General features: G+C 61.4%; 14 protein-coding genes. 9 read left to right on the forward strand and 5 right to left on the reverse strand.

Features of this window, described 5'->3' with window-relative positions:
* The first annotated feature begins 69 nt into the window (after positions 1-69).
* Genes C6W91_RS05325 through murJ form a run of 3 tightly spaced genes read left to right on the forward strand, consistent with a single transcriptional unit; the run spans position 70 to position 5,577 of the window.
* Positions 70-1,242 carry a penicillin-binding protein activator gene (locus C6W91_RS05325; protein WP_065272746.1) on the forward strand — a complete coding sequence of 391 codons (1,173 nt, stop codon included), beginning with the start codon at positions 70-72 and terminating at the stop codon, positions 1,240-1,242.
* Positions 1,202-4,030 (forward strand): [protein-PII] uridylyltransferase, encoded by a 2,829-nt coding sequence (locus C6W91_RS05330; protein ID WP_370570497.1) that lies wholly within the window; start codon positions 1,202-1,204, stop codon positions 4,028-4,030. The genes C6W91_RS05325 and C6W91_RS05330 overlap by 41 nt, the downstream gene beginning before the upstream one ends.
* Positions 4,027-5,577, forward strand: coding sequence for a murein biosynthesis integral membrane protein MurJ (murJ, locus tag C6W91_RS05335; protein WP_370570498.1), 1,551 nt, complete (start codon positions 4,027-4,029; stop codon positions 5,575-5,577). Before C6W91_RS05330 ends, murJ begins: the two co-directional genes overlap by 4 nt.
* A gap of 87 nt (positions 5,578-5,664) precedes the next feature.
* Here murJ and C6W91_RS05340 read toward each other — a convergent pair whose 3' ends face one another.
* Positions 5,665-6,351, reverse strand: a complete 687-nt coding sequence (locus tag C6W91_RS05340) for a rhomboid family intramembrane serine protease (protein ID WP_370570499.1) — start codon at positions 6,349-6,351, stop codon at positions 5,665-5,667.
* Between the two features lie 134 nt (positions 6,352-6,485).
* Between C6W91_RS05340 and trpS the strand changes: the two genes are divergently transcribed.
* The 3 genes from trpS to C6W91_RS05355 all read left to right on the forward strand — a co-directional run bounded on the left by trpS (position 6,486) and on the right by C6W91_RS05355 (position 9,010).
* Complete coding sequence (trpS, locus tag C6W91_RS05345; protein WP_065272742.1) at positions 6,486-7,514, forward strand: tryptophan--tRNA ligase; 1,029 nt, start codon at positions 6,486-6,488, stop codon at positions 7,512-7,514.
* A gap of 55 nt (positions 7,515-7,569) precedes the next feature.
* A complete protein-coding gene (locus tag C6W91_RS05350; RefSeq protein ID WP_065272741.1) occupies positions 7,570-7,776 on the forward strand; it encodes a cold-shock protein in 207 nt (68 codons plus the stop codon).
* 136 nt (positions 7,777-7,912) lie between these two features.
* A complete protein-coding gene (locus C6W91_RS05355) occupies positions 7,913-9,010 on the forward strand; it encodes a hypothetical protein (RefSeq protein WP_370570500.1) in 1,098 nt (365 codons plus the stop codon).
* Positions 9,011-9,044: 34 nt separating this feature from the next.
* On the opposite strand, the gene C6W91_RS05360 is transcribed toward C6W91_RS05355, so the two are convergent.
* The 4 genes from C6W91_RS05360 to paaG are packed head-to-tail and all read right to left on the reverse strand — an operon-like array spanning position 9,045 to position 12,188.
* Positions 9,045-9,641: a TetR/AcrR family transcriptional regulator gene (locus tag C6W91_RS05360; RefSeq protein ID WP_370570501.1), complete on the reverse strand. Its 597-nt coding sequence runs from the start codon at positions 9,639-9,641 to the stop codon at positions 9,045-9,047.
* Between the two features lie 8 nt (positions 9,642-9,649).
* Positions 9,650-10,960: a phenylacetate--CoA ligase PaaK gene (gene paaK / locus C6W91_RS05365; RefSeq protein WP_065272739.1), complete on the reverse strand. Its 1,311-nt coding sequence runs from the start codon at positions 10,958-10,960 to the stop codon at positions 9,650-9,652.
* A 14-nt stretch (positions 10,961-10,974) separates the two neighbouring features.
* A complete protein-coding gene (gene paaI / locus C6W91_RS05370; RefSeq protein WP_065273739.1) occupies positions 10,975-11,400 on the reverse strand; it encodes a hydroxyphenylacetyl-CoA thioesterase PaaI in 426 nt (141 codons plus the stop codon).
* Between the two features lie 2 nt (positions 11,401-11,402).
* A complete protein-coding gene (gene paaG / locus C6W91_RS05375; RefSeq protein WP_065272738.1) occupies positions 11,403-12,188 on the reverse strand; it encodes a 2-(1,2-epoxy-1,2-dihydrophenyl)acetyl-CoA isomerase PaaG in 786 nt (261 codons plus the stop codon).
* A gap of 208 nt (positions 12,189-12,396) precedes the next feature.
* Between paaG and paaZ the strand changes: the two genes are divergently transcribed.
* The 3 genes from paaZ to C6W91_RS05390 all read left to right on the forward strand — a co-directional run bounded on the left by paaZ (position 12,397) and on the right by C6W91_RS05390 (position 16,283).
* A complete protein-coding gene (gene paaZ, locus C6W91_RS05380; RefSeq protein WP_370570502.1) occupies positions 12,397-14,427 on the forward strand; it encodes a phenylacetic acid degradation bifunctional protein PaaZ in 2,031 nt (676 codons plus the stop codon).
* A 71-nt stretch (positions 14,428-14,498) separates the two neighbouring features.
* Positions 14,499-15,302: a PaaX family transcriptional regulator C-terminal domain-containing protein gene (locus C6W91_RS05385; protein WP_370570503.1), complete on the forward strand. Its 804-nt coding sequence runs from the start codon at positions 14,499-14,501 to the stop codon at positions 15,300-15,302.
* 18 nt (positions 15,303-15,320) lie between these two features.
* Positions 15,321-16,283 carry an alpha/beta fold hydrolase gene (locus tag C6W91_RS05390; RefSeq protein ID WP_370570504.1) on the forward strand — a complete coding sequence of 321 codons (963 nt, stop codon included), beginning with the start codon at positions 15,321-15,323 and terminating at the stop codon, positions 16,281-16,283.
* The last annotated feature ends 22 nt before the right edge of the window (positions 16,284-16,305 follow it).

Genomic DNA, 16,305 nt, shown 5'->3' on the forward strand with positions numbered 1-16,305 from the left:
GATCCCCTTAAACCAATACGGCCACCAACACGGCGCCTAGCGCCGGAAAAGGGGAGTTTCAGGTCCATCATGTTCGCCGTTTTCAAACAGGCCCGCAAGGCGGCATTCGCCGCGATTACCGCAATTTCCGCCTTTGCTCTGAGCGCCTGCAACCCGACCAGCATCGGAAGCGGCCCGAGCATCAACACCTCGAAACCAGTTCCCGTGGCGCTATTGGTGCCGCGCGGATCGGCCAAATCCGGCGACAGCGTTCTGGCGCAAAGCCTTGAAAACGCAGCGCGTCTGGCGATCGGCGATCTGAAGGGTGTGCAGGTGGACCTCAAGGTCTATGACACAGCAGGCGATCCGGCGACAGCAGCCAATGCGGCCACCCAGGCCATAAACGACGGCGCGCGAATTATCCTTGGTCCGGTCTATGCCGAGGCCGCAAATGCTGCAGGCGTCGCCGCGGCCAAGCGCAACGTCAACGTGCTGGCCTTTTCCAACAACACCGCAATCGCCGGCGGCAATGTCTTTATCCTGGGGGCGACCTTTGCCAATACCGCCCAGCGCCTGACCGAATACGCTGTACGCCAGGGACGCGGCAATATCGTGATCGTCAGCGGCAATGACGCCGCGGGCCGTGCAGGAAGCGCTGCCATTCAGGCCGCAGCCGGGCGCACTGGTGCAACCATTGCCGGGTCGGTCGGATATGAGCTGTCCCAGAAAGGCGTGATCGACGCCGTCGGCCCGATCCGCGACACCGCGCGTGCCAACAATGCCAACGCCGTCTTCATGACCGCGACCACCGCAGGCGCCCTGCCGCTGCTGACCCAGCTTCTGCCCGAAGCGGGCCTGGATAAGGAAAGCACCCAGTACATCGGTCTGACTCGCTGGGACATCCCCTCGCCAACCCTGTCCCTGCCCGGTGTGCAGGGCGGCTGGTTTGCCCTGCCCGACCCGAGCAAATCGCAGCAGTTCATTACCCGCTACAGCTCTGCCTACGGGGGCGCTCCGCATTCCATCGGCGGGCTTGCCTATGACGGTATCGCCGCGATCGGGGCTCTGGTCAGTGCCGGGAAATCCGACGCCCTAACCGGCGCCGCCCTGACCCAGGGCGCAGGCTTCCAGGGCACCGGCGGTATCTTCCGCCTGCGCGCCGATGGAACCAATGAACGCGGCCTTGCGGTCGCAACAATCCAAGAACAGAAGGTGGTCGTCATTGACCCAGCTCCCAGCAGCTTCTCCGGCACAGGTTTCTGATCCGGCCCATCAAGGCACCCCGCCCCTCGCCCCGGTCAAAGGCCCGCTGATCTGCGCCGCAGACAAGATTTTTGACGCTGCGGCGATACACGAGCAGATTGCTGCCGCAGCCAAGGACATGGAGGCGGCAGCGCTGCGCGCAGAAGTGGTCCGTCTGCTGCGTGAGGCCAACAAGGAAGGCCGCGCGGCGATTGCCGAAGCCTTTACCGCGGCGCCCTTTGCCGCCCGTGCGCTGACCCAGTCCTACAGCCACCTGACCGACGGGCTGGTCACCACCGCCTTTCGGGCCGCCACCCAGTTCCTGCATCCGCTGGCCAACCCGACCCAGGGCGAACGTATCGCCGTAATGGCCGTGGGCGGTTACGGCCGGGCCGAAATGGCGCCGTTTTCGGACGTAGACCTGCTGTTTCTGACCCCCTACAAGATCACCGCCTGGGCCGAGAGCGTCATTGAATCGATGCTTTATATGCTGTGGGACCTGCGGCTGAAGGTCGGCCACTCCAGCCGCACGATCAAGGATTGCATCCGCCTTGGCGCCGAGGATTACACCATCCGCACCGCCATGCTGGAACACCGTTTCCTGTCCGGTGACGCCGACCTTGCCCAAGAGCTGGACAACCGGCTGCGCAGCGATCTCTTTTCCAAGGATGCCCGCGAATTCGTCGAGGCCAAGCTGGCCGAACGGGACGAACGCCACCTGAAACAGGGTGAGCGTTACATGGTCGAACCCAATGTAAAGGAAGGCAAAGGTGGCCTTCGCGACCTGCAATCGCTGTTCTGGATCTCCAAGTATCTTTATCAGGTGCAGGACGTCGCCGAACTGGTGCCGCTGGGCCTGTTCAGCCGGGAAGAGTTCGAATTCTTCGCCGAGGCAGAGAATTTTCTCTGGGCGGTGCGCTCGCACATGCATCTGGCAACCGGGCGCGCGACCGAACAGCTGACATTCGACTTGCAGGTCGAGGTCGCCGAGCGCATGGGCTATCAGGACCGCGCCGGGCGGCGCGGCGTCGAAGTCTTCATGCAGGACTATTTCCGCAAGGCCACCCAGGTCGGGGATATCACCCGCATTTTCCTGACCAAGCTTGAGGCAAGCCAGCAAAAGGGCGAACCGCTGCTGGAACGGATTTTCCGCCGCCGCCCAAAAATCAAACCCGGCTACAAGGTGGTGCACAACCGGCTGGATATCGTCGATCCCGAAGAGTTTCTGGCGGACAAGCTGAACCTGCTCAGGATCTTCGAAGAAGGTCTGCGCACAGGCATGCTGATCCACCCTGATGCGATGCGTCTGGTCACGGCCAATCTGGACCTGATCGATGATGAAATGCGCGCCAACAAGGAAGCCTGCCGCATCTTTCTGGATCTGCTGCTGAAACACGGCAATCCCGAACGCGCGCTGCGCCGCATGAACGAGCTTGGCGTTCTCTCTGCCTTCCTGCCGGAATTCGAACCGATCGTGGCGATGATGCAGTTCAACATGTATCATTCCTACACGGTGGACGAGCATACCATTCAGGTGATCTCGAACTTTGCATCCATTGAACGTGGCGAGCTGGAAGACGAACTGCCGGTTTCCTCCGAAGTGCTGCGCAAAGGGGTCAACCGCAAGGTTCTGATGGTGGCCATGCTGCTGCACGACATCGGCAAGGGGCGCGAACAGGACCATTCGATCCTTGGCGCCCAGATCGCCCGCAAGGTGGCGCCGCGGCTGGGGCTCAACAAATCCGACAGCGAGACCGTAGAATGGCTGGTGCGCTACCACCTTCTGATGTCGGACATGGCGCAGAAACGCGATATTGCTGATCCGCGCACCGTGCGCGGATTTGCCAAGGCGGTGCAATCGGTGAAACGGCTGGATCTGCTTCTGTTGCTGACCGTCTGCGATATCCGTGGCGTCGGACCGCACACCTGGAACAACTGGAAAGCCGCCCTGCTGCGCTCGCTTTACAACCAGACCCGCCGCGCGCTGGAAGACGGCATGGAGGCGCTGAACCGCGAGCACCGAGGCACAGCCGCCAAGAAGCGCCTGCGCGCGGCGCTGCCAGACTGGACCAAATCCGATCTCAAACGCGAAACCTCGCGCCATTATCCGCCTTATTGGCAAGGCCTGCATGTGACCGCGCATGTGGATTTTGCCGAGATGCTGCGCGAGCTGGAAGAGATCGGTGATCCGGGTGAAGTCATCATCCGCATGCATCCCGATGAAGACCGCGATGCCACCCGCGCCTGTTTTGCCATGGCCGACCACCCCGGCATCTTTGCCCGTATGGTGGGCGCCCTGGCACTGGTCGGGGCCAATGTCGTCGATGCACGCTCTTATACGACCAAGGACGGCTATGTGACCGATGCCTTCTGGATTCAGGACGCCGAAGGCCACCCCTATGAGGCCTCGCGCCTGCCCCGCCTGACCCAGATGATCCTGAAAACCCTGAAGGGCGAGGTCATCGCCCGCGAGGCGCTGGTGTCGCGCGACAAGATCAAGAAGCGTGAAAAGGCCTTCAACGTGCCGACCCACATCACCTTTGATAACGAAGGGTCAGAGATCTACACCATCATCGAGGTGGATACCCGTGACCGGGCTGGCCTGCTGTATGATCTGGCGCGCACCCTTGCAGATGCCAATGTCTATATCGCCAATGCAGTGATCGCGACCTACGGCGAACAGGTGGTCGATTCCTTCTATGTCAAAGACATGTTCGGCCTGAAATACCACTCGGAATCCAAGCAGAAGACCCTTGAGCGCAAGCTGCGCGAGGCCATTTCCGCCGGGGCCAAGCGAGCCGGTTCATGAAGCCGATCAAACTGCTGTCCGGCTTTGTCACGGTTGGTTTCTGGACTCTGGCCAGCCGCATCCTCGGCTTTGTGCGTGAAATCCTGATCGCCGCCTATATCGGCCCCGGTCCGGTGCTTGATGCCTTTGTCGCCGCCTTCCGCCTGCCCAACCTGTTCCGCCGCTTCTTTGCCGAAGGTGCCTTCAACGCAGCCTTTGTGCCCCAGTTCGCCGACCGGCTGGAGGCCGATGAAGACGCAGAAGGCTTCGCCCAACAGGCGTTCAACCTACTCGCCGCTGCGGTACTGGCCCTGACCGGCCTTGGCATGGTCTTCATGCCCGCCCTTGTCTGGGCAACGGCCGAAGGTTTTGTCGGGGATGCGCGTTTTGATCTGGCTGTAGGATATGGCCATATCGTCTTTCCCTACATCCTGTTCATGTCGCTGGCGGCGCTGTTTTCCGGTGTCTTGAACGCTACGGGGCGGTTTGCTGCTGCTGCGGCGGCGCCCGTGCTGCTGAACATCTTTGCCTGCAGCGCGATGATCACTGGGGCAGCGCTTGGCCATGAGGTCATCACCTGGCTGGTCTGGACCATCCCGGTTGCTGGCGTTGCGCAACTGGCGCTGGTCTGGCGCGCGACCGAGCGTGCGGGCATCCGCCTGCGCCCCGGCCTGCCGCGCGTCACCCCCGCCATGCGCCGCCTCGTGCGGGTGGCGGTTCCGGCCGCGCTGGCCATGGGCGTCACCCAGGTCAATCTGGTGGTGGGGCAGCTGGTCGCCTCGGATATTGAGAACGCGGTCAGCTGGCTGTTCATTGCCGACCGTCTGTATCAACTGCCGCTTGGCGTGGTCGGGATTGCTGTTGGCATCGTGCTGCTGCCGGATCTGACCCGGCGCCTGCGGGCAGGTGATGATACGGGCGCGCGCGAGGGGCTTTCGCGCGCCGGGGAGTTCTCATTGCTGCTGACGCTGCCCTCGGCCGCCGCTTTCATCGCGGTGCCGCTGCCGCTGGTTTCGGTGCTCTACAAACGCGGCGCAACAGGCCCCGAGGACGTGGCGGCCATTGCCCTGGCTGTGGCGATCTACGGCGCCGGGCTGCCTGCCTTCGTGCTGCAAAAGGTCCTGCAACCGCTCTATTTTGCCCGCCAGGACACCCGCACGCCGTTCTACTACGCGCTGGTGGCGATGGTCCTCAACGCGGTGCTGGCCATCGGATTGAAGCCAATTGTGGGCTGGGTATCTCCCGCCATCGCCGCATCGACGGCGGGCTGGGCGATGGTCGCTCTGCTGTGGATGGGGGCCGGGCGCCGCATGGGGGATGTCGCCCGCTTTGATGCGCGTTTCTTCCGACGCGGCTGGCGCATTCTTGCGGTCTCGCTGCTGATGGGCGCGGTGCTTCATATCGGCACTCAGCAGCTGGCCTGGTTCTTCTACCTGCCAAGCTGGCGCTATCTGGCCCTTCTGGGACTGATCCTGACCGGGGCGGTGATCTACTTTGGCGTCGGACAGGCCGTTGGCGCCTTCCGGCTCGCAGAATTCAAAAAGGCACTCCGCCGTAACCGTGGCTGACCGCGCCGCGCCCTGGCGCGGCGCCCGGCCCAACGGGATCAGGCATGGTGTCCTGCCGCAATCCGGGCGGGAGCCCCCTGCCCGCGTTCAGTCGTGACGGATCTTGTTGCGGAACCGCGCCCAGCCGCCGGGCGCCAGGAAAAACGACAGGAAGAACCCGGTGGCAAAGCCAGTCAGATCCGCGATCCAGTCGGGTTGGCCGCCAAACAGCAGCGCAAACAGCAGCTGGATCCCCATCAGAAAGGCAATCAGCGAAAACGCCCGGCTCTGCTGCGCGCCCACCAGCGACAATTGGCGCCACAGGATATAGGTAAAGGCCCCGATCAACCCGTAAACCGCCGGAAATCCGCCGATCAGGGGCACCGGACTGCCGGAGAAGATCGCATAGCCCAGGGCGCCACCGATGGCAGAAAGGACAAAGATCAGGATCATGGCAATATCGCCAAAGACCTCTCCGACCATCTTGCCCATGGCCAGCACGAAGACGCAGACAAACAGCGCATGGGTGAAACTGCCGTGCACAAAGGCAAAGTAGACAAACCGCAGCAGATGCTGCGCGGGCCATTGCCCCGTCTCCCACATCCACCAGAAGATCTCGGCTGAAAACGCGTAAGACTGGAACGCCTCCAGCCGCCAGCCCACGGCGGACGGGCCGCCGACGATGCCGCGCGCGCCAAGCGAAAACGCCGCCTCGATCCCCATGATCACCAGCACCAGCGCCACCACCACGGGCGGCAGCGGGTTCACGGGTGATGGGTTTTCACTGCTGCTCATATCTTTCCTGCCCTTCTTGCCTGTCCCGGCCTTTTGACGCGCCCTTGTGGACCCGCCACTTGGACGGGCTGTTGACGACCGTTGCGCCCATGGTTAAGCCACCGCAGGCCCTATTTCCAGACGGGAGTTTCTCGATGACCGAGACCACTTTCACGCCGCGTGTCTTTTCCGGCATCCAGCCCTCGGGCAACCTGCACCTTGGCAACTACCTTGGCGCTCTCAAACGGTTTGTCGACTGGCAGGACAAGGACATGGAGACCATCTATTGCATGGTCGACCTGCACGCGATCACCGTCTGGCAGGATCCCAACGATCTGAAGAAAGCCACCCGCGAACTGTGCGCCGGGTTCATTGCCGCCGGGCTTGATCCGGAGAAATCCATTCTCATCAACCAGAGCCAGGTGCCTGAACATGCGCAACTGGCCTGGGTTTTCAACTGTGTCGCCCGCATGGGCTGGATGCAGCGGATGACCCAGTGGAAAGACAAGGCAGGCAAGAACCAGCAGAACGCCTCGCTGGGTCTTCTGGCCTATCCGTCGCTGATGGCGGCAGACATCCTGATCTACCACGCCACGCATGTGCCGGTGGGCGAGGACCAGAAACAGCACCTTGAACTCACGCGCGACATCGCGGCCAAGTTCAACCACGACTATGGCGTTGATTTCTTCCCGCTGACCGAGCCGGTGATCGAGGGTGCCGCCACGCGGGTGATGAGCCTGCGCGATGGGTCCAAGAAAATGTCGAAATCAGATCCTTCGGATGCAAGCCGTATCAACCTGACTGACGATGCCGACACAATCGCCAAGAAGATCCGCAAGGCCAAGACCGACCCCGAGGCCCTGCCGTCGGAAGCCAAGGGCTTGGAAGAGCGCCCCGAAGCGCGCAATCTGGTAAACATCTACGCGGCCCTCGCCGAACAGACCGTGGACCAGGTGCTGGCTGATGTTGGCGGGCGGCAGTTCTCGGAGTTCAAGCCGATGCTGGCAGATCTGGCCGTGTCCAAGATGGCGCCGATCTCGACCGAAATGGCCCGGCTGATGGGTGAGCAGGACGAAATCGACCGCATCCTGTCGCGCGGCTCTGAACGTGCCCGCGAAATCACAGCCCCGATCCTGCGCAAGACCTATGACATTATTGGCATGGTCGGACCGGTCAGCCTGTGATAGGCGTTTGAATACCTTCGCACGTTGCGGAGGAAGTCTATACTGGAGATATCGGATGGCCAATGGCACCGTAAAATGGTTCAACGCAACTAAAGGCTACGGCTTTATCGAGCCCGAAGCTGGCGGAAAAGATGTGTTCGTGCACATCTCGGCGGTTGAACGCTCGGGCCTCAACGGTTTGAACGACAACCAAAAAGTTTCCTATGAACTGGAAACCGGCCGTGACGGCAAGCAGTCCGCAGGTTCGCTGGAACTGCTCTAAGGTTGTTGGCAGAGTAACCCTCTGCGCAAACCACATTAAAAATGATGACGGTGCTTTTGCTTCCCGAATCACCAAAGGCCGCCCTTTCGGGCGGCTTTTTCGCTGTCTCGCGTAATGTTATGACCGCTGGAGACACATGCAGTACCCTACAGATCAGAAGGGTTCCGAAAAATACCAGGTGGATCTTCACAAGAAAAGCTCCTGTTTCAGAATGGCGGAAAGATCAAAAAGTATCAGAGTGACCAAATTGTTTAATCAACGACCGCGAGCCATCATCGCGCTCATTGTGCTCCTGTTGGTTGCGCTTCTGGCCACAAGATGCGTTCCGGAAAAGGAAGTCGACCTCGCCACCAAGATAACCCCCATCAATTGGCTGTCGGAAGATGAGCTTCTTGTACGGCAGGGTAATGCGTACTTCATACGCACTTCGGATGGTCAGCTGACCCCGTCAGAGTTTCAGCCCGCCTATCCGCCCAAGTACTGGGTTCCGGACATCACCATTAGCCCGACCGTTCCTGGCGCGATCTGGTCGGAAAAGGTCTATTCGGGCGATACTCATCTTCGTTCCGACAAATACATGATGATCGAAGGCGAGAAACACCGGATTACACAGGTGGATTTCCTCAGCCGACAGCGCGGCATGAACCAGGGATTTCCCCGCATGCCCTACATCAATTTCTACTATTTCAGACACCTTGGGAAGATCGGGCTCCTGACGTTCAATGACGGTGCTGTTCAGAAAATCGAGCTGCCCGTTAAAGATCCCGGAAACAAGTCACTTCCCCTGGTCATCAAGGACAGCACCGCCAAGATGTTCTTTGCCTTTCAAACGCACTGCAAATCCAAGGAGCCAAAGGGAACCTGCCTGCGAACAGCCTGGTGGCTTTCGGAAGACCTGGAGGTTCTTTCCAGTTTCCTGCTGCCGACTGACGATCCACTCTATGTGAGGGAAAAATCTGCCTGTTTCTCTTGCGGTTGCAGTTGTTACACGCAAGAGGATGCATATGCGGTCAACGGCCAAGCCTATTTCCAAATCTCTGGCTGGCCTATAGCCCCCTCAACAAGGGGTCTTTATCGCGTCGTGGAGGACAAGCAGGGCCAAAGCGACTGGATTCACGAAGTCCAGGGGCGCATAGAACCTCCCCTGGCGTTTTCCCCATCCGGCTGCAAAGTCGCTTATTTTGAGGTTTCTCGCCTTGGTGACGAACTCAAAGTGCATGATTTATGCCCTTGATCGAGCATGAATAACGACGTGGAGGCAGCGGCTTTCAAAGCCCCTTCACGCCGTTCAGCGTCAGCGTTGCCACCATATCGGCATAGTCTTCGCGGGCCTCGGACCCGGCGCCGGAATTCCACATGTAATACCAGTTCAACATGCCAAAGACCGACATGGTCGCCGCGCGCAGCTTGGCCGGGTTCCCGGCAAAGACATCCGGCGCGACGGCGCTGATCGCGTCGCTCATGAAGGTCACCAGCTCGCGCTGATAGCCACGCAGCAATGTCTGCTGTTCTTCGGGGAGGGCTGACATGGCGCTGATCTGCACCTGATGCTCGTCATCGGCCCCCTGATAGGCGAGCAATATCTCCGCCACGATGCGGCGCAGGCGGGCCTCTGCCTCAAGCCCCGTCAGGTCCAGCTCGCAGACCCGATCCCGCAAATCGCTCAGATAGGTTTCAAGGAGGCCGAAGAGAACGGCATCCTTGCTGTCATAATAATGATAGATATTGGCCTTGGAGATCCCGCACTCCCGCGCCAGCTGGGTCATCGACGCGCGGTCATAACCGGCGTCAGCGAAGACCTTGGCCGCAGATTTGAGGATCTGCGCCCGTTTCAGGTCATGGTCTTTTGCGATCGTGCGGGCCACTGCTCTGGTTATCCTTTGTCGCGGTTGTCGACGACGCGCTTGGCCTTGCCCTGGCTGCGCTCCACCTCGCCCGGCTCGCCAACGATGATCTCGGTCGAGACCCCGACCATATCCTTGATCCGTTTGGTCAGCATCCGCGCTGCAGCGGTTTTCGACATTTCGTCGGTGGCATCCGGGTTGGCTTCGACAAAGACGCGCATCGCATCCATGCGGCCGGATTTATAAAGCTCGATCTGGTAATGCGGCGCCAGACCACCGGTGGCCATCAGTTGCTCTTCGATCTGGCTGGGGAAAACGTTGACCCCACGCAGGATGATCATGTCGTCGCTGCGGCCAGTGATTTTCTCCATCCGCCGCATGGTGCGGGCGGTGCCCGGCAGCAGGCGGGTCAGATCGCGGGTGCGATAGCGCACCATCGGCAGGCCTTCCTTGGTGAGCGTGGTAAAGACCAGCTCGCCCATTTCGCCATCGGGCAGCACTTCACCAGTCACCGGATCGATGATTTCGGGCAGGAAGTGATCCTCCCAGATGACCGGGCCGTCCTTGGTTTCCACGCATTCGCTGGCCACACCCGGCCCCATGATTTCCGACAGGCCGTAGATATCCACCGCGTGCATGTCAAAGGCGTCTTCGACCTCCTTGCGCATGGCATCTGTCCAGGGCTCGGCGCCAAAGACACCCACCTGCAGCGAGCTGTCGCGCGGATCCAGTCCCACCTTGTGGAACTGCTCAAGGATATTCAGCATGTAGGAAGGCGTCACCATGATCCCATCAGGCTGGAAATCGGTGATCAGGCCCACCTGTTTCTCGGTCTGGCCGCCGGACATCGGCACCACCGTGGCGCCAAGGCGTTCGATCCCGTAATGCGCGCCCAGACCGCCGGTGAAGAGCCCATAGCCATAGGCGTTATGCACCATGTTGCCCTTGCGCAGACCGGCGGCGCGCAAGCTCCGCGCGACCAGATCGGCCCAGTTGTCGATGTCACCCTTGGTATAGCCCACGACGGTCGGCTTGCCCGTGGTGCCCGAGGACGCGTGCAGGCGGATGATTTCCTCGCGCGGCACGGCAAAGAGACCGAACGGGTAGTTGTCGCGCAGGTCATTCTTGTAGGTGAAGGGGAACTTCGAAAGATCCGAAAGCTGCTGCAGATCGTCAGGATGCACGCCCGCCTCATCGAACCGCTGCTTGTACATCGGCACGTTGTCATAGGCATGGCGCAGCGACCATTTCAGGCGCTCCAGCTGCAGGCTGCGGATTTCGTCGATGGAGGCGATTTCGATCGGGTCGAGCTCAGCCTTGTTGGGGGTCAGGTCTTTCATGGCGTCCTCCTCACCTATTCTTCGAAAAGATGGCCTTTGATCGCACGGGACAGGCCCCGGAACTCTGCGATCACCAGATCATCCTGATTTTTGACGGTCACGTCGTAGATGCCGCTGCGCCCGGTCAAGGAGACCTCTCGCGCATCGGCGGTCAGCCGGTCGCCAAGGCGTCCCGGCGCGGTATAGGTAATGCTGTTGCTTTGCGCCACGGTGGCCTGATTGCGGCTGTTGCAGGCAAAGGCAAAGGCGCTGTCGGCCAGCATAAAGGTCACGCCGCCATGGCAGATACCGTGGCCGTTGCAATGGTGCGCTTCGACCGTCAGCTGCAGTACCGCGCGCCCGGCGTCGACCTCGGCGATCTCCATTCCGGCCCATTTCGACGCATTGTCGCTGGACCACATGGCGGCGCTGGATTTTTCCGCGCGTTCTTTCGGGGTCATGGTCATTTGCCTTTGAACTCCGGGCTGCGCTTTTCCAGGAAAGAGGCAACGCCTTCGGCATAGTCGGCGCTTTCACCGCAGGTTTTCATGGCGTCCGCTTCCATCTCCAGATGGTCGGTCAGCGTGTCGACGGCGGCAGCTTGAATACATTGTTTGGTCAGCCCCAGACCCAGCGTCGGACCATTTCCGAATTTCTCGGCCATGGCGCGGGCTTCGGTCATAAGCTCTTCATCCGGCAACGCCTTCCAGATCAGCCCCCAGTCCTCGGCCTTTTTGGCGGGCAGCGGCTCGGCGGTGAAGGCCAGCCCCTTGGCGCGGGCTTCGCCCAGCAGGCGCGGCAGATGCCAGCTGCCGCCAGTATCGGGGATCAGACCGACTTTGGAGAAGGATTGGATGAACTTGGCGCTTTCGGCCGCCAGAACCACATCACAGGCGAGTGCGATATTTGCCCCAGCCCCGGCAGCAACGCCATTGACGGCGCAGATCACCGGGAAGTTCAGCGAGCGGATCAACCGTACCAGCGGCGCATAGAAGGTCCGCACGGTATTCCCAAGATCCGGCGGGCCGTCCATCTTGCGCGGATCGCGATCGCCCAGATCCTGCCCGGCGCAAAAGCCCCGGCCAGCACCGGTCAGCAGAACCGCCCGGGCGCCACCATCGCGGGCAGCCTCCAGCGCGGCGCGCAAGGCATTGTGCATCTCATCGTTGAAGCTGTTCAGCCGGTCCGGGCGATTCAGGGTAATTTCCACCCACTGCCCGTGATCCGCGACCAGAATCGAATCTGTCATTCCCCTCACCCCCAATATCACTTGATCCGCCAGAAGGCTGTTTTCTTTCCGAAATCACCAGCTCGGGCGGCGTCTGGACAATTTTCTTGCATAAACCGACCGGACGGTCAATATATATCGCAAATCAATCCTGCCCGGCATGCGGCATCTGATCCTGCCCCGTTTCCGGGGCGAACAAAGCTGGCGCGGGCAACCTAGGGAGACAGCAATGAGCCTTCTTGAGATTTCCAGCTACGCCGCCGGAGACTGGGTGAAACCCGGCGCAGGCGCCCGCAACATCGCCAGTGCGGTGACCGGCGCCACTATCGCCAGCGCCGGCAATGATGACCTTGATGTGCAGGCAATGCTGGATCATGCCCGCAAGGTGGGTGGCCCTGCCTTGCGCAAACTGACCTTCCACGACCGCGCACGCATGCTGAAGGCGCTGGCCACCGAACTCGGCAAGCACAAGGACGCGCTCTACGATCTGTCCTTCCACACTGGTGCCACGCAATCGGATCACATGATCGACATCGACGGCGGCATCGGCACCATGTTCGTCTTTGCCTCCAAGGGGCGCCGCGAAATGCCCGATGGCCATGTCTATCTGGACGGCGATGTCGAACAGCTTTCCCGCACAGGCAGCTTCCTCGGCCAGCATATCTGCACCCCACTGCAAGGGGTTGCGGTGCATATCAACGCCTTCAACTTCCCGGTCTGGGGCATGCTGGAAAAACTGGCGCCCACCCTGCTGGCGGGTGTTCCTGCCATCGTGAAACCAGCGACCGCGACCTGCTATGTCACTGAACTGGCGGTAAAGATCATGCTCGATAGCGGCATCTTGCCCGAGGGCGCGCTGCAGCTTGTCTCGGGCGGCATCGGCGACATGCTGGACCGTCTGGATTGCCAGGACGTGGTCAGCTTCACCGGCTCTGCCAACACCGCGCTGAAACTGCGCAACACCCCGGCGATTGTTGAGAACTCAGTGCGGTTCGTGGCCGAACAGGACAGCCTCAACGCCTCGATCCTGGGGCCTGACGCAGCGCCTGGCACGCCGGAATTTGACCTGTTCATCAAGGAAGTCAGTCGCGAGATGACCGCCAAGGCAGGTCAGAAATGTACCGCCGTGCGCCGCATCATCGCCCCCGAGGCGCAGGTTCAGGTGGTGATCGAGGCCCTGTCCGCACGCCTCGCGAAAGTGGTGATCGGCGATCCGCGCCTGGAAACCACCCGCATGGGCGCGCTGGTGTCTGGCAGTCAGAAACGCGACGTGCTGGAAAAAGCGGCCCTGATCGGCACCGAAGCCAAACGCGTCTTTGGTGACCCCGAAAATTTTGCCGTCGAAGGCGCCGACGCCGAACAGGGCGCCTTTGTGCCGCCGATGCTGTTCCACTGCGAAGACCCTGACACAGCTGTGCATGTGCATGACACCGAAGCCTTCGGCCCGGTCTCGACCGTCATGGGCTACCGCGATCTGGACCATGCCATCGCGCTGGCCAATCGCGGCCAGGGCTCGCTTGTTGCCTCGGTCATCACCCATGATCCGGCAGTCGCGCGCGCTGTCGCGCTTGGCTCCGGCGCCTTCCACGGGCGCCTCTATTTCAACAACCGCGACTCGATGAAGGAATCCACCGGCCACGGCTCTCCGCTGCCTCATATGGTTCACGGCGGCCCGGGTCGCGCCGGCGGCGGCGAGGAGCTGGGCGGCGTGCGCGGCGTCAAACATTACATGCAGCGCACCGCCATCCAGGGCAGCCCCGATATCCTCTCCGCCATCGGTGACAAATGGGTGCCGGGCGGCACGGAAATCGCGGCTCCGGCGCATCCCTTCACCCGGAAGTATGGTGAATTGTCAATTGGAGAGACCCTCCACACAGCCCCCCGCACCGTCACACTTGAGGATATCGAACATTTCGCTCATTTCACCGGCGATACCTTCTATGCCCATATGGATGACGCCGCAGCGAAGCGGAATCCCTTCTTCCCGGGCCGTGTCGCGCATGGCTATCTGCTCCTGTCCTTTGCCGCGGGTCTCTTTGTGCAGCCAGACGAAGGCCCGGTGCTGGCCAACACCGGCCTTGATGGTCTGCGCTTCATGAAACCGGTGTCAGCCGGCGACAGCATCAAGGTGCGCCTGACCGTCAAGAAGAAGACTCCCCGCAACGAAGAATACGGCGAGGTACGCTGGCACGTGACCCTGACCAATCAGGACGACGAACTGGTCGCGGAATACGAACTGCTGACCATGAACGCCTTCTGATAGCAGGCGGCAATCAAAGAGAAATTTTGCCCGGGCTAGCGCAAGCGGCCCGGGCATTATATTCTGTGAAAATGAGCACAGAACAAAACCAGTGGTTTGAAGCCAGCGTCGCGCAGCTGAACGATCCGCAGAACCTGCGGGTCTGGTCGATCATCGTCTCCCTTTTCGGTGATCTTGCGCAGAAGGAAGGCGCCCAGATCAGCGGCAGCGCCCTGACGCGGATTATCACGCCCATGGGCATCAAACCCGAAGCCATCCGCGTAGCGCTGCACCGCCTGCGCAAGGACGGCTGGGTCGAAAGCTCCCGTTCCGGGCGCGCTTCTGTGCATTTCCTGACGAAATTTGGCCGCAGCCAATCCGCTGCGGTGACCCCGCGCATCTACGAGCGCCACCCGCCCGCACCCACCGACTGGCACCTGCTGATCAGTGAGGAAGGCGCAGGACAGGCCACGCTGGATGACGTTCTGCTGCTCCCGCAATATGTGGCGGTTAACCGGCACACCGCCCTTGGCCATGGCAAGATACCGGGGAACCTTGATGACCTGCTGGCCATCGAGTTTTCAAAGATCTCGGTGCCCGTCTGGCTGAAAGACCGCCTCTTTCCCGAGGACCTGCAAGAGGCCTGCGATAGGCTCAACACGGCCCTGCAGGGGATCAAGACCCCGCCGACGGATCTGGATCCGGCCCAGATCGCCACGCTGCGCACCCTGATCGTGCACCGCTGGCGCCGGATCGTGCTGCGCCACCCCGGCCTGCCGCCGATATTTCATCCCGTATCCTGGAGCGGTGAAGCCTGCCGGAACCGGGTGTTTCAATTGCTGGACGCCCTCCCCTCCCCGGATCTTTCAGAGCTTGGCGCGCCGCAGGAGCGTTAACCCCACCCGGAGTTTTCAATGTCTGTTTTGAGTACCTTTTCCATTGCAGCGCTCGCCGCGCCCGCCGCGCTATTGGGGGCGGCGCATGTCAGTACACGCAAACAGGCCCGCGCGGCAGAGCGACTGGTGCCTCCGGCCGGACAGTTCCACCAGACCGCCCACGGGCGGCTGCATTACGTGGAAATGGGACCGCAGAAAGCGCAGACACTGGTGCTGATCCACGGCCTATCGGGGCAATTGCAACATTTTACTTATGCGCTGGCCGGACGTCTGGCGCAGGATTTTCATATCATTGCATTGGACCGGCCCGGTTGCGGATACTCCACCCGCAACAGCGACACACTTGCCCGCCTGCCCGCGCAAGCCGCGATGATCCAGGAGCTTCTGGATGCCAAAGGGGTGAAAAACCCGGTTCTGGTGGGGCACTCGCTAGGCGGCGCGGTATCGCTGGCAATGGCACTGGCCGCGGCGGACAGGATCCGGGGGCTGGCGCTGCTGGCGCCCCTGACCCATCCTTCGGCGGGCGGGGCAGATGCCTTCAAGGGGCTGATCGTACATTCCCCCATGGTCCGGCGCCTGATGGCCCATACGGTTGCCATCCCCGCTGCCAAACGCACCGCCGAGGCGGTTCTGACGCAGATCTTTGCTCCTGAAACCTGCCCTCCGGACTTCCTCGACCGGGCCGGGGGCATTCTGGGCCTGCGCCCGCAAAGCTTTATCGCCGCCTCGGCCGATGCCACGCTGCTCTATCCGACGATTGCAGAGCAAGCCGACCGGTACCTGCGCGAGCTGCGCACGCCCGGCGCGGTGCTGTTCGGAGCGGATGACGCAGTGCTGAATGCCGAAGAACAGGGCCGCGCGATGGAGGCCTTTGGCCTCAAATGCCGGATCGAACCGGGCTTTGGCCATATGCTGCCCATCACCCAGCCCGCGCTTTGCGAGGACTTCATCCGGGCGACGGTAGCCAGCCTGCCGACATGATCCCCGGCAGGCCGGTGTTGCT

This window comes from Phaeobacter sp. SYSU ZJ3003, from assembly GCF_041300735.1.
Classification (GTDB): domain Bacteria; phylum Pseudomonadota; class Alphaproteobacteria; order Rhodobacterales; family Rhodobacteraceae; genus Phycobacter; species Phycobacter gallaeciensis_A.

Bases quoted from the DNA above. Each gene is read 5' to 3' on its own strand.
- C6W91_RS05325 (WP_065272746.1), top strand. From the start codon at position 70: ATGTTCGCCGTTTTCAAACAGGCCCGCAAGGCGGCATTCGCCGCGATT.
- murJ (WP_370570498.1), top strand. From the start codon at position 4,027: ATGAAGCCGATCAAACTGCTGTCCGGCTTTGTCACGGTTGGTTTCTGG.
- C6W91_RS05340 (WP_370570499.1), bottom strand. From the start codon at position 6,351: ATGAGCAGCAGTGAAAACCCATCACCCGTGAACCCGCTGCCGCCCGTG.
- trpS (WP_065272742.1), top strand. From the start codon at position 6,486: ATGACCGAGACCACTTTCACGCCGCGTGTCTTTTCCGGCATCCAGCCC.
- C6W91_RS05350 (WP_065272741.1), top strand. From the start codon at position 7,570: ATGGCCAATGGCACCGTAAAATGGTTCAACGCAACTAAAGGCTACGGC.
- C6W91_RS05355 (WP_370570500.1), top strand. From the start codon at position 7,913: ATGCAGTACCCTACAGATCAGAAGGGTTCCGAAAAATACCAGGTGGAT.
- paaK (WP_065272739.1), bottom strand. From the start codon at position 10,960: ATGAAAGACCTGACCCCCAACAAGGCTGAGCTCGACCCGATCGAAATC.
- paaI (WP_065273739.1), bottom strand. From the start codon at position 11,400: ATGACCCCGAAAGAACGCGCGGAAAAATCCAGCGCCGCCATGTGGTCC.
- paaG (WP_065272738.1), bottom strand. From the start codon at position 12,188: ATGACAGATTCGATTCTGGTCGCGGATCACGGGCAGTGGGTGGAAATT.
- paaZ (WP_370570502.1), top strand. From the start codon at position 12,397: ATGAGCCTTCTTGAGATTTCCAGCTACGCCGCCGGAGACTGGGTGAAA.
- C6W91_RS05385 (WP_370570503.1), top strand. From the start codon at position 14,499: ATGAGCACAGAACAAAACCAGTGGTTTGAAGCCAGCGTCGCGCAGCTG.
- C6W91_RS05390 (WP_370570504.1), top strand. From the start codon at position 15,321: ATGTCTGTTTTGAGTACCTTTTCCATTGCAGCGCTCGCCGCGCCCGCC.